The organism is Nonomuraea rhodomycinica (assembly GCF_013363995.1).
Taxonomy (GTDB): domain Bacteria; phylum Actinomycetota; class Actinomycetes; order Streptosporangiales; family Streptosporangiaceae; genus Nonomuraea; species Nonomuraea rhodomycinica.
Map to the genome: position 1 here is coordinate 810,333 of NZ_JABWGO010000001.1, position 14,144 is coordinate 824,476.

The 14,144-nt window shown below is 74.1% G+C and carries 13 protein-coding genes; 2 read left to right on the top strand and 11 right to left on the bottom strand.

Annotated features, from left to right (window positions below; translation table 11 throughout):
- Positions 1–8: 8 nt before the first annotated feature.
- Genes HT134_RS03830 through HT134_RS03840 form a run of 3 tightly spaced genes read right to left on the bottom strand, consistent with a single transcriptional unit; the run spans position 9 to position 3,171 of the window.
- Complete coding sequence (locus tag HT134_RS03830; protein WP_175598829.1) at positions 9–1,259, bottom strand: ABC transporter permease; 1,251 nt, start codon at positions 1,257–1,259, stop codon at positions 9–11.
- Complete coding sequence (locus HT134_RS03835; protein WP_175598830.1) at positions 1,256–1,987, bottom strand: ABC transporter ATP-binding protein; 732 nt, start codon at positions 1,985–1,987, stop codon at positions 1,256–1,258. The genes HT134_RS03830 and HT134_RS03835 overlap by 4 nt, the downstream gene beginning before the upstream one ends.
- The gene (locus HT134_RS03840; protein ID WP_312887950.1) at positions 1,984–3,171 is read right to left on the bottom strand and encodes an efflux RND transporter periplasmic adaptor subunit; all 1,188 of its coding nucleotides are present in this window, start codon (positions 3,169–3,171) and stop codon (positions 1,984–1,986) included. The genes HT134_RS03835 and HT134_RS03840 overlap by 4 nt, the downstream gene beginning before the upstream one ends.
- A gap of 146 nt (positions 3,172–3,317) precedes the next feature.
- Between HT134_RS03840 and HT134_RS03845 the strand changes: the two genes are divergently transcribed.
- Positions 3,318–5,189 carry an efflux RND transporter periplasmic adaptor subunit gene (locus HT134_RS03845; RefSeq protein ID WP_175598831.1) on the top strand — a complete coding sequence of 624 codons (1,872 nt, stop codon included), beginning with the start codon at positions 3,318–3,320 and terminating at the stop codon, positions 5,187–5,189.
- Between the two features lie 104 nt (positions 5,190–5,293).
- Here HT134_RS03845 and HT134_RS03850 read toward each other — a convergent pair whose 3' ends face one another.
- From HT134_RS03850 to HT134_RS03880, 7 genes are all read right to left on the bottom strand, one after another.
- On the bottom strand, positions 5,294–6,826 hold the full coding sequence (locus tag HT134_RS03850; protein WP_175598832.1) for an alkaline phosphatase D family protein: 1,533 nt from the start codon (positions 6,824–6,826) through the stop codon (positions 5,294–5,296).
- A 139-nt stretch (positions 6,827–6,965) separates the two neighbouring features.
- The gene (locus HT134_RS03855) at positions 6,966–7,547 is read right to left on the bottom strand and encodes an HAD family hydrolase (protein WP_175598833.1); all 582 of its coding nucleotides are present in this window, start codon (positions 7,545–7,547) and stop codon (positions 6,966–6,968) included.
- Positions 7,544–8,362, bottom strand: a complete 819-nt coding sequence (locus tag HT134_RS03860) for a hypothetical protein (protein ID WP_175598834.1) — start codon at positions 8,360–8,362, stop codon at positions 7,544–7,546. The genes HT134_RS03855 and HT134_RS03860 overlap by 4 nt, the downstream gene beginning before the upstream one ends.
- 185 nt (positions 8,363–8,547) lie before the next feature.
- Positions 8,548–8,955 carry an alternative ribosome rescue aminoacyl-tRNA hydrolase ArfB gene (gene arfB, locus HT134_RS03865; RefSeq protein ID WP_175598835.1) on the bottom strand — a complete coding sequence of 136 codons (408 nt, stop codon included), beginning with the start codon at positions 8,953–8,955 and terminating at the stop codon, positions 8,548–8,550.
- Between the two features lie 148 nt (positions 8,956–9,103).
- Positions 9,104–9,691 carry an NADPH-dependent FMN reductase gene (locus HT134_RS03870; RefSeq protein ID WP_175598836.1) on the bottom strand — a complete coding sequence of 196 codons (588 nt, stop codon included), beginning with the start codon at positions 9,689–9,691 and terminating at the stop codon, positions 9,104–9,106.
- A gap of 232 nt (positions 9,692–9,923) precedes the next feature.
- Positions 9,924–11,942 (bottom strand): ABC1 kinase family protein, encoded by a 2,019-nt coding sequence (locus tag HT134_RS03875; RefSeq protein ID WP_175598837.1) that lies wholly within the window; start codon positions 11,940–11,942, stop codon positions 9,924–9,926.
- Positions 11,943–12,082: 140 nt separating this feature from the next.
- Entirely contained in the window at positions 12,083–13,009 is a 927-nt protein-coding gene (locus tag HT134_RS03880; RefSeq protein ID WP_175598838.1) for an acyl-ACP desaturase, read from the bottom strand.
- Between the two features lie 74 nt (positions 13,010–13,083).
- Between HT134_RS03880 and HT134_RS03885 the strand changes: the two genes are divergently transcribed.
- Positions 13,084–13,557, top strand: coding sequence for an NUDIX domain-containing protein (locus HT134_RS03885; protein ID WP_175598839.1), 474 nt, complete (start codon positions 13,084–13,086; stop codon positions 13,555–13,557).
- On the opposite strand, the gene HT134_RS03890 is transcribed toward HT134_RS03885, so the two are convergent.
- Positions 13,514–14,143 carry a DinB family protein gene (locus tag HT134_RS03890; RefSeq protein ID WP_175598840.1) on the bottom strand — a complete coding sequence of 210 codons (630 nt, stop codon included), beginning with the start codon at positions 14,141–14,143 and terminating at the stop codon, positions 13,514–13,516. The genes HT134_RS03885 and HT134_RS03890 overlap by 44 nt on opposite strands.
- Position 14,144 lies beyond the last annotated feature (1 nt).

The following is a 14,144-nucleotide window of genomic DNA, read 5'->3' on the forward strand; positions in this document are numbered from 1 at the left end:
GGAAGGCGTCACTCGTGGCGCAGGGCCTGGATCGGCCGCAGCTTCGCGGCCCGGTTGGCGGGGTAGCTGCCGAAGAACAGCCCGATGCCGACCGACACGCCGAGGGCCAGCACCACGGACGACGGGACGAGCACCGGCTCGATGCCGGCGATGGTGAACCGGGTGCCGGCGAAGGCCACCAGCACCCCGGACAGCCCGCCGACGAGGCTCAGCAGCGTGGCCTCCATCAGGAACTGGCCGAGGATGGCGCCCCGGGGCGCGCCGATGGCCTTGCGGATGCCGATCTCCCTGGTCCGCTCGGTGACGGTGACGAGCATGATGTTGGTGATGCCGATGCCGCCGACCAGCAGCGAGATCGCGGCGACCGCGCCGAGCAGCACGGTGAAGGTGCCGGTCGCCGCGCTGACGGTCTCCTGGAGGGTGGCCTGGTTGAGGATGCGGTAGTCGGCGGCGGCGGTGCCGGTGACGCCGTGCCGCTGGTTGAGGATGGCCGTGACCTCGGCCTGCGCCGTCGCGGTGGCGGACGCGCCGGTGGCCCGCACGACGATCGAGCCGAGCGAGCCGAACCCGGTGAGGCTCTGCTGGACGGCCGGCAGCGGCGCGAGGGCCACGTCGTCGGCGTCCTGCATGCCGGTGGAGCCGCTCTCCTTGAGCACGCCGACGACGGTGAACGGCACGCCCGACACGCTGACCTGCCTGCCCACCGGGTCGAGGTCGCCGAACAGCTCCTCGGCCACGGTCGTGCCGAGCACCATCACCTTGCGGGCGGCCAGCACGTCGTCGTTGAAGAAGTACGTGCCGCGGGCCACCTGCCTGTTCATGGCCTCGAAGTAGCTGGGGTAGGTGCCGACGAGCTGGCCGATGCCGTGGCTGGCCGCCTCGTAGGTGGCGGTGGCCGAGCCGGCGGTCACGACCGGCGAGACGGAGGCCACCGACGGGGCGGCGGCCTTGTCCGCCAGGGCCTCGGCGTCGGCCAGGGTGAGCTGCCGCGCCTGGGTGCGGGGGCCGGTGTTCTGGCCGCCGCCCGCGGGGCCGCCCCGGCCGCCGCCCCCGCCGGTGAAGGACGGGGAGATCGTCAGGGTGTTGGCGCCGAGCCGCTGGATGTTCTTCTGGATGCTCTGGGAGGAGCCCTCGCCGACGGCGACGAGCAGGATGACCGCGGCGACGCCGATGAGGATGCCGAGCGTGGTCAGGGCGCTGCGCATCTTGTTGGCCAGCAGGCCGCGCAGCGCGAAGCGGAGGATCTCCAGCCGGTTCACCTGGCCGCCTCCGCGAGCCTCGGCGGCGGGCCGTCCACCGGCGCCTGCCTGCGGTCCTCGACGATCGCGCCGTCCACGAGCCGGATGACCCGCTTGGCGTGCGCGGCGACGTCGTCCTCGTGGGTGATGACCACGATCGTGCGGCCGGCGGCGCTGAGCCGGTCGAGGATGTCGAGCACGTCCCGGGTGGAGGCGGTGTCGAGGTTCCCGGTGGGCTCGTCCGCCAGCAGCAGGGCGGGGGCGGTGACGAGCGCGCGGGCGACGGCGACGCGCTGCTGCTGGCCGCCCGAGAGCTGGTTGGGCTCGTGGTGCAGCCGGTCGGACAGGCCCACCTGCTCCAGCGCGGCCAGCGCCCGGGAGCGGCGCTCGGCCTGGCCGACGCCGCCGTACACGAGCGGCAGCTCGACGTTGGCGAGGGCGCTCATGCGCGGGATCAGGTTGAACGACTGGAAGACGAAGCCGACCCGGCGGTTGCGCAGCAGGGCGAGCTGGTGCTCGTCGAGCAGGCCCACGTCGGCGCCGTCGATCTGGTAGCTGCCGGAGGTGGGGACGTCGAGGCAGCCGAGGATGTTCATGAGCGTGGACTTGCCGGAGCCGGAGGCGCCCATGACGGCCACGTAGTCGCCCTGGTCGACGTCGAGGTCCACGCCGCGCAGGGCGCGGACGCGGGCGTCGCCCTCGCCGTACTCCTTGACGAGCTCGCGCACGCGCAGGACGGGGGCGCTCATCGGCCGCCTCCCGGCACGCCACCGGGGCCGCCGCCCGGGAAGCCGCCGCCGAAGCCGCGCTGCTGCTGGCCGTTGCCCGTGCCCGTCCCGGTGGTGACGGACGGCAGGACGACCACGTCGCCCTCCGACACCCCGGAGGTGATCTCGGAGGTGGCGGTGCCGCGCACGCCCACCTCGACCTGGGTCCTGACCTGGGCGCCGTCGCGCAGGAGGGTGACCGTGCTGCGTCCGCCGCTGGTGGAGATCGCGGCGGTGGGGACGGTGACGGCGTTCTCGGCGCTGCCGACGACGACCTCGACGGTCGCGGTCTGGCCGAGGCGGACCTGCGCGGGCACGCTGCCGAAGGTGATCGTGACCGGGTACTGGACGACGTTGTTGCTGGTGGAGGCGACGGGCTGGATCTGGCTGACCTTGCCGGTGGCGGTGACGCCGGGCAGGGCGTCGAAGGTGACGGTGGCGCTCTGGCCGACCTTGAGGCGGCCGGCGTCCGACTCGGTGAACGAGCCGACGAGCTGGAGCTTGCGGGTGTCGGCCAGCTCGATGAACCCGGTCGTGCTCTGCTGGGAAGATTGGGCGCTTTGACCGGACTGACCTGTCTGACCGGTCTGGCCGGTCTGGCCGGTCTGGGTCTGACCGGAGCCGGTGCCGGACGAGGAGCCGCCGACGCTGCCGTTCACGGCGGTGACCGTGCCGGCGAAGGGCGCCCGGATGACGGTGCCGTCGACGGCCCGCCTGGCCTCGCGGTAGGCGTTGCGCGCCTTGACGTAGGCGGCGTAGAGCTGCGCGGTCGAGGTGCCGTCCTCGGTGGCGGAGGCGAGCGTGGCCTGGGCCGCCGACAGCGTCTCGCGGGCGGCGTCGTCGTCCACCTCGGCCAGGATGTCGCCCTTGCGCACCTTGTCGCCGGCCTTGACGTTGACGCGCTCGACGGTGCCGCTGGTGCCGAACGTCAGCGCCCTGCTCTTGGCGCTCTCCACGGAGCCCGACGCGGTCACGGAGGCGGTCACGCCGCCCCGGGCGGCGGTCGCGGTCCGCAGGGCCGTCTCGCCGGCCGCCTCGTCCGTGCCGAGCTGGGCGTAGGCGAACGCGGCGCCGCCCAGGAGGAGCACGGCGAGCGCTCCGTTGGTCACCAGCGTCCTGCGGCTGGTCGTGGTCGTCAGCGCTCTGCGCCGGGGGGACACCTTCACAGGCGGTGACCCTGGCACACCAGCCTGCGCCCGAGCCGGGAGCTTGCTGAAGGTTCGCTGACAACGGCCGCCGTCCGCTCGGCACACAGCCAACTCGGAGCCGGCTCGCAGGAGGGCGTGAACCTGCCGCGCCAGGATGGGCGGCCATGAGACCGACTTCCCGGCCCGGGCTGCCCTCGGAGCCCTCGGAGCCCTCGGAGCCCTCGAAGCCCTCAGGGCCCTCGGGGCCTTCGCGTCCTTCGCGTCTTTCGCGGCTCTCGGGGCTCTCGGGGCTCTCGGGGCTTTCGGGGCGTTCGGGGCTTTCAGGGCGTTCCGGGCTCTCGGGGCTTTCGCGGCCGAAGGCGCTCGCGCTGGGGGCGCTGGCGCTGGCCGTCCTGGCGGCCGGCTCCGGCCTGGCCGTCGCCCTGCGCGACGACGCCCCGGCCGCCGTCCGGGTCCAGCTCGCGGCGGCCAGGCGGGGCGTGGTGACCGCCTCGGTGACGGCCGCGGGCAGCACGGTCGACGGCTCCCGCCGCGACCTGGCCTTCGGCGGCTCGGGGACCGTGACGCGCGTGTACGTCAAGGTCGGGGCCAAGGTGCGCAAGGGCCAGGTGCTGGCCCGCATCGACGGGCGTGCCGCGCGCGAGCAGTACGAGGCGGCCAAGGCGGACCTGGCGGCGGCGCGGGAGGCGCTGGAGGAGGCGTCCTCGTCCACGGCCACCCCCTCGACCTGCTCCCCCACCACCTCTGCCGGCACGTCGGCCGCCCTCCAGGGCACCGCCCCGTCCCCAGGACCCACCCCCTCTTCCGTCCAGGACACGGCGGCCCCCCAGGCCACTCCCCCATCCCCACGATCCACGGCCGCCACCGTCCAGGACGCGGCCGCGCTAGGGGGCGCTGGGGCGTTCAGTGTGCGGGCGGCCGTCGCGACCCGGGCTCCCGCCTCGCCCGAGGGCGCCCCCTCCCCCACGCCTTCGTCCACGTCGGGGCCCTCCGGCGACCCCGAGCCGGGCCCCACGCTCCCGGAGCCGCGGCCCACGGTCACCGTCACGGTGACGGCCACCGTCACGGCCACCGCGACCGTGACCGCCACCCCCACCAGGCCCTCGACCACCGAGCCCACGGCGGGACCCACCACCGGACCCACCGCCGGCCCCGCCGACCCCGGGGCGAGCCCCGCACCCACCGGCCGTCCCACCGCCACGCCGACCGGCAAGGCCACCGCCGCCCCCACCGGCAGGACGACGGGCGAACCCACGGGCAAGCCGTCCGGCCGGCCCTCCGCCCGTCCGTCCAGCGGAGCACGCCCCTCCAGCGGAGCGCGGCCCTCCAGCGGGGCCCGTCCCTCACAGGGCGCGTGCCAGCCGGGCGGCGGCGCGAAGGGCGGAATCAGCGAGGAGCAGGCGCAGGCGAACGTCGACCGCGCCGAGGCCGCGCTGGAGCAGGCCGCCGACGCGGTGCGGGGCACCCGCATCGTGGCGCCCGCCGCCGGCACGGTCCTGTCGGTCGCGGGCCGGGCGGGCGACGCCGCGGGCGGCGGCACGTTCGTCAGCCTCGGCGACCTGGACGAGCAGCAGGTCGAGGCCATGGTCACCGAGTCCGACGTGAACCGGCTCAAGATCGGCCAGAAGGCGCAGATCACGCTCGCCACGCGCCCCGGGCAGCGGTACGCGGGCCGGGTGACCCGTATCGCCCCGACCGCCACCACGGACGGCAGCCTGGTCCGCTACTCTGTCGCGCTGGCCTTCGACGAGCCGCCCGCGGGCATCATGCTGGGGCAGACGGCGTCGGTGGTGGTGACGACCGGCACGGCGGCGGACGCCGTGTACGTGCCCGTCGCGGCGGTGCGCGGGCGCGCGGACGGCACGTCGGTGGTCACCGTGCGCTCGGGCGGCCGGGACGCCACCCGGGTGGTGCGCACGGGCGTGCGCGGCGACCAGTACGTGCAGGTCACCACCGGGCTGAGCGAGAGCGACCAGGTGGTGCTGGAGGGCGGCTCGGCGGGCGGTTTCCCCGACGGGTCGTGGCCGGGCCGCTGAGCGAACCCTCAGCCTCCTCCCAGCGAACGCTCAGGCACGGGCGCCTGGGCGGAGCACGGGGACGATGAGGGTGGTCAGACGCGACGGGAACCTGATGAGGGTGGTCAGGCGCGGGCCTGGGCGGAGGAGGGGATCGTGACGCGGTGCGCCGTCCTGGCCCGGGCTCCCCTGCGGGAGATGTAGTCGAGGGTCCGGTAGTCGACCGACAGCTCGTCGCGGGTGAGCCGGCCCACGAGATAGCCGCGCCGCTGGTCGATGAACGAGATGTGCGGGTTCTCCGCCACCGCCTCGGCGATCCACGCCTTGTCGCGGTAGCCGTCGCCGTCGCTGGCGATCGAGGAGGCGATCAGCTCCTTGGCGACCACGGGCGCGTCGGGGTCGTCGAAGTCGGTCTTGAGGTCGGCCAGGTGGTGCATGTGCGCGTCGCCGGTCAGGACGACGGGGTTGGAGGTGGCGGCGAGCGAGCCGAGCAGCCGGGTGCGCTCGGGGGCGTAGCCGTCCCAGGAGTCGAGGTTCACCTCGCGGCCGGGCCCGACCTTGTAGTCGCGCTGCGTCACCATGATCTGCTGGCCGAGCAGGTTCCAGTGGGCGTCGGAACCGCGCAGGCCGCTCTCCAGCCAGCTCCACTGGCCGGAGCCGAGCAGCGTCCGCTTCGCCGACAGCCGGTCGTCGCAGCCGGCCCGTACGCCGTCGAGGCACGCCTGGTCGTCGCGGAACTGGCGGGTGTCGAGCAGGTGGAAGCGGGCCAGCGGGCCCCAGGAGACGCGCCGGTTGACCCGCAGCACGGCGCCCTGGAGGCTGGCGCGGCGCAGCGGCATGTTCTCGTAGTAGGCGCGGAAGGCGTCGGCGCGGCGGCGGGCGAACCCGGGCGCGCCGGTGCTGGAGACGGGGCCCGCCCAGTTGTTCTCCACCTCGTGGTCGTCGAAGGCGACCAGCCACGGGGCGGTGGCGTGGGCGTGCTGGAGGTCGGGGTCGCTCTTGTACTGGGCGTGGCGCAGCCGGTAGTCGGCCAGCGTCTCGCACTTGCCGGGCGTGTGGGTGCGGACCCGGCCGGCGAGCGCGGTGTAGCCGCTGGGGCCGTACTCGTACATGTAGTCGCCGAGGAAGACGACGAGCTCCGGCTCGTCCTCGGCCAGGCGACGGTAGGCGGTGTAGTAGCCGTGCTCGTAGTGGGCGCACGCGGCGACGGCGAACCTCAGCGGCCGCTCCACGGCGGGGGTGGTCCTGGTGCGGCCCGCGGGCGACAGGCGGCCCTGCGACCGGAAGCGGTAGAAGTACTCGCGGCCCGCCTCCAGGCCGTCCACCTCGACGTGGACGCTGTGCGCCGCGCCCGCGCGGGCGGTCGCGGTGCCGGTGCGGACGACGGAGCGGAAGCGCTCGTCGGTGGCGATCTGCCAGTCGACGTCCACGTCGCGGGCGGGCATGCCGCCGCGGCCGTCGCCGCCGAGCGGGTCGAGGGCCAGACGGGTCCAGAGCACGAAGCCGCCGGTGGAGGGGTCGCCGGAGGCGACGCCGAGCGTGAACGGGTCGCTCTTGAGCGCCAGGGAGGCGGAGGCCCGGGCCGGGGAGGTGAGAGGGTCGGCGGCCTGGGTGACCAGGCCGGCGGCCGCCGCGGTGAGGAAGGATCTGCGGTTCACGCCTCAGGTATGTCCGGCGCCGCTGACCCGGTCATGACAGCGGCGCCACGTACGAGTGAACAGCTCCGGTCGGAGCGGCGGGCGCGGTGGCCGGAGGCCCGGGGCGGTGGTCAGCGGCTCGGGGCGGTGGGTGTGGTCGTCAGAGGCCGAGGTCGGCGCGGAGCGCGGCGGCCGTGGTGAAGACCACGGCCGTCATGCCCGCCGCCCGGGCCCCCGCCACGTTGTCCGGCCGGTCGTCCACGAAGACCACGCCGGCGGGGTCTGCGCCGATCTCGCGGGCGAGGTGGTCGTAGATCGCGCGATCGGGTTTCGCCATGCCGATCCGGCCGCTGTAGACCCGGTGCGGGATCGCCGCGATCCAGGGCAGCTGGTCCAGGCCGTCGGCCTGGGAGGCGGGGGCGTTCGACAGCAGGCCCACCGGCCGGCCGGCGGCGAGCAGCTCGCCGAGGAGCGCGACCGTGCCGGCCTCCGGGTGCGACCAGCCCGCCACGTCCAGGGCGTCCAGGCGGGCGGCCTCGTCGGCGGCCACAGCCCGGCCCAGGACCGCCGACCAGTACTCCCGCGGTGTCAGCGTGCCCAGGTCGAAGTCGTGGCGGTGCTTCCAGTAGCCCTCCCGGAACGTCTCCGGGTCGGCGCCGGACTCCCGGACCATCGCCTCCACGTCGGCCTCGGGCGGTGACTTGGACAGGACGTTGCCGTAGTCGAACACGATCCACTTCATACGAGAAAGGGTCGCAGATGCGGGTCGAGCGCGGGGCAGCCCAGGTACTTCTCGGCCGTGTGGAAGTCGATCCAGTCGAGGTTGACCAGCTCCTCGACGTCCACCCCGGTGAAGCTGTCGCACAGGTCCGGCGGGATGGCCGCGATGTCGTCCTTGTCGGCGATGTTCACCCAGCGCCGGACGCCGGGCGGGCGGCCCCCGCGACCGTTGATCGGCGCGGGCAGGAGGCGTTCGAAGACGACGTTGCGCATGCCGAGGGGGCTGCCGAGGGTCAGCAGCAGGTCCACCTCGAGCGCGGGGTCGGACCACAGGGCCTCGTAGGCGACGACGCTGCCGAGCGAGTGGGCGACGACGACGCGCGGCCGGTTGCGCCGGATCGTCGCGGCGACGGCCTGCCGCACCCGCTCCCGCCGGACGGCATCGGTGAGGTACGCGGCCACCTCGGGCGCGAACAGCCCGGCGAACGCGGCCGAGCGGGCGTCGAGCCGCGTCAGCAGCCATCCCGTGAACGTGCGCAGCGCGCCGGTGACGTGCTCGCCCCAGCCGCGCTGCCGGGCCCATTCGGCGAGGACGTGGTGGGCGTCGGCGCCCATGGCGGCGAACGCCTTCGGCCCCTGCTCGGGGGCGCGGTCACGCAGGAGGTGGGAGAAGTAGGCGACCTCGGTGAAGTACGGCCGGGGTTCGCCGCCGAGCGCCACGTGTAAGTAGCGGTCCCACTTGAGGCGCATCGCCTCGGCGGCCCCGCTCGCCGAGTTCCCGGCGTTGAGGTAGTAGTCGTACTTCCCGATTCCGTGCACGCCGACGATGCCCGCCACAGCGCCTCCCCACTAGACCCGCGGATTCCCGGCGATGGTCGCACATGTCGCTTGCATCACACCATCAGAGCGCGAAACGGGCGGGGCGCGGGGGAAGCCTGCGGGCCGCGGGCCGCGGTCCGGGGGTGGCGCGGACGCCCGCGTGCGGCGGCCAAGAGTTGACGGGCGCTCGGGGGCGGCGCGGGTCAGGGGTCGCGGCGCAGGCGTTTGAGGTCGGCGCGCTGCTTCTTGGCGGCGATGCGCCGCTCGACCGACCCGCGGCTCGGCTTGGTGGGGCGGCGGCGCTTGGGCGGGGGCGCGATCGCCTCCCTCAGGCGCTGTGCCAGCCGCTGGCAGGCCGCCTCGCGGTTGCGCAGCTGCGAGCGGTACTCCGAGGCGGCGATCGTGATGGTCGCCGTGCCCAGCCGGTCGAGGGCGCGCGCCTTGAGCGCCGGCGGGAACGCGGTGCTGGCCGCCAGGTCGAAGCTGAGCTCCACCCGGCTGTCCGTGGTGTTGACGCCCTGTCCGCCCGGGCCGGAGGAGCGCGAGAAGCGCCACACGAGCTCGGCGTCGGGGATGACGACCGCGTCGTTGACGACCAGCGGGCCGGGCATCGTGGTGGGCTCCTGTCGTTGTCGTCCGTTCTGTTCCTCAACGGTACCGATCGGACGGGCGCGGCGGCCAACGGCTTTTCGCCCGTACACAGGTCCGGCCCGACCGGGACACGGTCGGGCCGGAGAGGCGAGTGGTGAGTCCGGGCCGTCAGGCGGTGAGGGCGGCCTCCCGCTTCACCGCGGGTTGCCTGAGCGGCACGGCCTCCATGACGGGCACGGGCTCGCCGACCGCGGCCGGGCACAGGCGGCTCACCACGTCCCGCACCTGCTCGCGCAGCCGTCCCACGGTGAGGCGGCCCCGCTCGTCGAAGTGCGGGCTGAGCGGCGAGATGACCAGCTCGGCCCCCATGACCACGGCCCCCGCCTCGGTGAGCTGCCGGTACAGCTCGGCCTGCGCCCACATGGCGCCGCAGGGACGCGCGCTGGCGCTCATCACCGCGACGTGCTTGCCGGTCAGCGCGCCGGAGGCGGACAGCCACCGCAGGGCGTCGCCGAGCTCGACGGGCAGCAGGCTGTGCTCGGGCGCGATCAGCAGCAGCCCGTCGGCGTCGTCCACCAGGCGCAGCAGCTCGGAGGGCGGGTCGGGCACGGGTCCGGCGGTGAACGGCGGCACGTCGGCGAGTCCGGTCCAGGGCATGAAGTCCACGCCGGACGGGAGCTCGCCGCCCACCGCCGCCAGCAATCTAGTGATGAAGGATCCTGCGTGGAGGCTCGCGGCGATCCCGATGATTCTCACCCTCTACTCCCGAAGGATCTCAATGTGGTGCCCATGGGCGGGAACCTGCCCGATGTCGGGGATGTCCAACACCACTTGAGGGTCAAGTTGCCGCCGGGGCCGCAGGGCCGTACGCGCAGGGTCATGATCTGCGCGAACGCCCGCCGCAGCGAGATCGACAGAAGAATGTTCTGGGACTGCTGGGATCGGCGTGACGATCGGGAGACCGCCTCGTCACCCGCCGTGAGCGGCGCTACGGGCGGGCGTCGCGAGGCCGCCGGAAGACGACGATCAGCACGCGCAGCACCAGGATGGCGCTGATCACCAGCAGGTTGTAGCCGATGAGCTGGAAGAGGCTGATCGCCGGGGTCACCCGCGGCCCGCCGTCGAGCCCGAGCAGGATCGCCGCCATCAGCCCGGCCGTCGCCCCGAGGACCGTCAGCAGCACCTGGTGCAGCAGCCCCGTCAGGAAGCGGCGGTCGCGGTCGTCGGCGAGGAGGCGGACGTTGACGCCCAGGCGGCCGTGCTCGGCGGCGCTCGCGATGCGCTCGATCCGGCGGGGCAGGCGCCGCAGCATGGGCAGCAGCGTGGCCACCTCCTGGACGACCGTCTCCTTGACCGCGCCGGCGTCGAGCCGCTCGGACAGGTGGCGGCCGGCGAACGCGCGCGCCTCGCCGACCAGGTCGAAGCCCGGCGCCAGCCGCTGCAGGGTCCCCTCCAGCGTGGCGAGGGCGCGGAAGACCGCGGCGACCTCCGGCGGCACGGACAGCCCGTGCCCGGAGACGATCCTGAACAGGTCGGTGAACATCTGCACGCTCGCCGATCCCGGCACCAGGTGCCTGGCCATGAACTGGCCGAGCGCGCGCTCCAGCGCCGGCTCGTCGACGTCCTCGGGCCTCGGCATCACCTCCAGCAGCGCGTCCGTGACGGCCACCGGGTCCTGCCGGTTCATGGCCAGCAGGAAGCGCTGGAGCGCCGAGCGCACGGCGGCGTCCAGGCGCCCCACCGAGCCGAAGTCGAGCAGCGCGAGCGTGCCGTCGTCCAGCAGCATGAGGTTGCCCGGGTGCGGGTCGGCGTGGAAGACGCCCTCCACGAGCACCTGCCTGAGCAGGCAGTCCAGCAGCGCGCGGGCGCGTTCGAGGCCGCGGGCGCCGTCGTCGGCGGCGGCCAGCGGGCGGCCGGTCAGCCGCTCCATGACGAGCACGCGCTCGCCGCACAGCGACGGGACCGGTCCCGGGTACGTGACCGCCACTCCCCCGGACCCGCCCGCCGCCACGGACACGGCGGGCGGCGCGCCGGACGCCCTGGAGGCGATCACGGCCGCCATGTTGGCCGCCTCGACGCGGAAGTCGAGCTCCTCGCACAGCGCCACCGCGAACCCCTCGGCCAGCTCGCGCACCCCCAGCGAGCGGCCCCAGCGGGTACGGGTCTCCAGGGTGGCGGCCAGGCGGCGCACGATGTCGAGGTCCCTGGCCACGACCCGGTCGATGCCGGGCCGGCGCACCTTGACCACGACGCTCTCACCGGTGCGCAGCCGGGCGGCGTGCACCTGGGCGATCGACGCGGCGGCCAGCGGCGTGCGGTCGAACTCCGCGAACACGCTCTCCGGCGGGCCGCCCAGCTCGGCGGTCAGCACCGGCTCGATCTGCTCCCACGGCGCGGGCTGGACCCGGTCCTGCAGCAGGCCGAGCTCCTCCACGAACTCCGCCGGCAGCAGGTCGCGGCGGGTGGACAGCACCTGGCCGAGCTTGACGAACGTGACGCCGCCGTCGTCGAGCGCCTGGCGCAGCGACGCCGCGAGCCGCCGCCGGCCGGGCCGGTCCTCGACCCGCGCCCCGCGTCCGCGCAGGTACGGGCCGAGGCCGTGGCGGATCGCGATGCGGGTGATCTGGGAGTACCGCCTGGCCCGGGAGATCCGGCCACGCATCGAGCGGACCACTTCCAGCGGCCCGGGGATGGAGCCGGGCGGGACCAGCGCCTCGGCCAGCACCAGCAGCACCATGGGGATGAGCACGACGCACATGGCGACGAGCAGGAGCACCCAGACGGCGCCGATGCCGGGATCGACCGGTTCGCCGCCGGCGGGCGTCCGGGGGAAGGAGTCGAGGATCGGCGAGAGCAGCGGGGCGGACAGGGCGAAGGCCAGCAAGCCGGCCAGGAACGTCCGGATCGCCCCGAACCTGACTCCCAGCAGCCGCCGGGCGGCACCCGCCAGCAGGAGGATCATCACCAGGGCGGCGACGGAGACGACCAGCGTCACGGGGAAGTCCATGGCTCTGGATCATCCCAGACAAATCGCCCCACACCGCCCGCAGAGCCGCAGCGGGAAGCTCAGGAAGCCGCAAGGAGACGGATCACGCCGGGCCCGGCGGGGGGTGGCCGGGCGGGCGGTACGGGGTCGTCGCGGCGGGGTCAGCGGGCGGCGGCGCGGGCGCGGCGCTCCTCGCGGCGCTCCACGAAGCGCGCGGCCGTGGCCTCGGTCTTGGCGAGGAACGCCGACAGCTCCTCGCGGGCCTGCTCGCCCTCGGCGTCGAGCCCGGTCTTGTCGAAGACCGACCACTGGCGCAGCACCGGCATGAGCACGTCGTCCAGGTGCAGCTGCAGGTCGTAGATGCCCTCGTGGGCGATGATCATCGCCTTGCGGGCGAAGCCCTCGATGCCGGTTCCGGGCATCTGGAAGGTGGTGACCACGTCGGTCACGGCCCGCATCGTCTGGTTGGGGTCGAGCTCGAAGGCCGCCTTGAGCAGGTTGCGGTAGAAGAGCATGTGCAGGTTCTCGTCGGCGGCGATGCGGGCGAGCAGCCGCTCACAGCCCTCGTCGCCCGACGCCCTGCCGGTGTTGCGGTGCGCGATGCGGGTCGCGAGCTCCTGGAAGGAGACGTACGCGAGCTGCTGGAGCATGGTCCCGTACTCGCTGGTGAAGCCGTTCTCCATGTGCACCATGCGGGCGCGCTCCAGCGCGACCGGGTCGACCGCGCGCGTGACCGTGAGGTAGTCGCGGATGGCGGTGCCGTGGCGGTCCTCCTCGGCGGTCCACCGGTGGACCCACGTGCCCCAGGCGCCGTCGCGGCCGAACGTGGTGGCGATCTCGTGGTGGTAGCTCGGGAGGTTGTCCTCGGTGAGCAGATTGACGATCAGGGAGACGCGCGCCGCCTCGGGCAGCTTGGAGTCGCTTTCCTGCCAGGCCTCACCACCGTAGACACCGTCGAAGTCGCGTCCCTCGCTCCACGGTACGTACTCGTGGGGGAACCACTCCTTGGCCATCGCGTGATGGCGGTCGAGCTCTCCCGCGACCACGGGTTCGAGCTCGTGCAGAAGCTCCGTCTGCGTCATCGCCATAAGAACGTTCTCCTTTGTTACGGGACCGTAGGTTAGGGTACCCGAAGGTCATCTCCGTCCCGTAAGGAGCCGCCGTGCGTCCCAGCGTGCGTGGCCTGCTGCTCGACCGCGAGGAGCGGCTGCTGCTGTTCCGCCGCACGGTCCCGGGGCGCGAGGTCTACTGGTCGGTGCCGGGCGGCCACGTGGAGCCGGACGACGCCACGCTGGAGCACACGCTGCGCCGGGAGCTGATGGAGGAGCTGGGCGCGACGGTGTCGGCCGTCACGCCGCTCACCACGGTGCGCCATCCGTGGCAGGGCGAGGTGAAGGTGCAGCACCTCTACGGCTGCCGGCTGGTCGGCATGGACTGGGCGCTGCGCCACGGCCCGGAGGTGGAGGACGCGACACGCGGCCGCTACGAGGTGGAGCGGCTGCCGCTGCTCCGCTCGGAGATCACCTCGCGGCACGTGGTGCCGGAGGCGGTCGCCGGCTACCTGTCGGAGCACATCGCCGCCCTCCCCCGGCTCATCCCTCGCGACGGTCCTCGATCTCCCACAGGTGGTCGATGACGTGCCAGGCCAGGCGGCGGACGGCGTAGCGCGGCGTCCAGCGCGTGTCGCCCGGCGGCGCCCACGGCCGGGACAGCACCTCGGCGAGCTCCTCGCGCATCGCGTCGCGGTCCTCGCGCGAGCGGTACGGCTTGTGCCGGACGTCGAGCTTGCGGGCGTAGGAGCGCTCGGCCTCGACGACGTGGTCGTAGATCCTGGACGTGTCGCGCCCGCCTCCCCTCGGGCCCTTGCGCAGCTCCTCCGGCGAGGCCGCCACGGTCTCGTCGAACAGCTCCCACGCAGCGCGCAGCAGCGCCACCTGCCGGCGCGCCTCGTCCGCGTCCAGCGGCTCCAGGTCCAGCCGGGGCATGGCGGAGGGCGCGCCGAAGTCGGTCGTCGGGTCGCCGGTCACCCGCTCCGCCACGACGGGCTCGCCGGGCTCGAACGCGAGACCGGCCCGCCGGGCGATCGCCCGGTAGCGCGGCACGTAGTCCATGAGCAGGTCGAGGGCCGGCTCCTCGCCCTTGGTCACGCGGCACCAGCCGGGCCACTCCAGCGAGCAGGCGAAGACCTTCTTGGGGCCGAGCTCCAGGTAGACACGGGTCATG

What these genes read in the sequence shown, in the direction of transcription:
- HT134_RS03835 (WP_175598830.1), bottom strand. Translation starts at nt 1,987, where the DNA reads ATGAGCGCCCCCGTCCTGCGCGTGCGCGAGCTCGTCAAGGAGTACGGC.
- HT134_RS03845 (WP_175598831.1), top strand. Translation starts at nt 3,318, where the DNA reads ATGAGACCGACTTCCCGGCCCGGGCTGCCCTCGGAGCCCTCGGAGCCC.
- HT134_RS03855 (WP_175598833.1), bottom strand. Translation starts at nt 7,547, where the DNA reads ATGAAGTGGATCGTGTTCGACTACGGCAACGTCCTGTCCAAGTCACCG.
- arfB (WP_175598835.1), bottom strand. Translation starts at nt 8,955, where the DNA reads ATGCCCGGCCCGCTGGTCGTCAACGACGCGGTCGTCATCCCCGACGCC.
- HT134_RS03875 (WP_175598837.1), bottom strand. Translation starts at nt 11,942, where the DNA reads ATGGACTTCCCCGTGACGCTGGTCGTCTCCGTCGCCGCCCTGGTGATG.
- HT134_RS03880 (WP_175598838.1), bottom strand. Translation starts at nt 13,009, where the DNA reads ATGGCGATGACGCAGACGGAGCTTCTGCACGAGCTCGAACCCGTGGTC.
- HT134_RS03890 (WP_175598840.1), bottom strand. Translation starts at nt 14,143, where the DNA reads ATGACCCGTGTCTACCTGGAGCTCGGCCCCAAGAAGGTCTTCGCCTGC.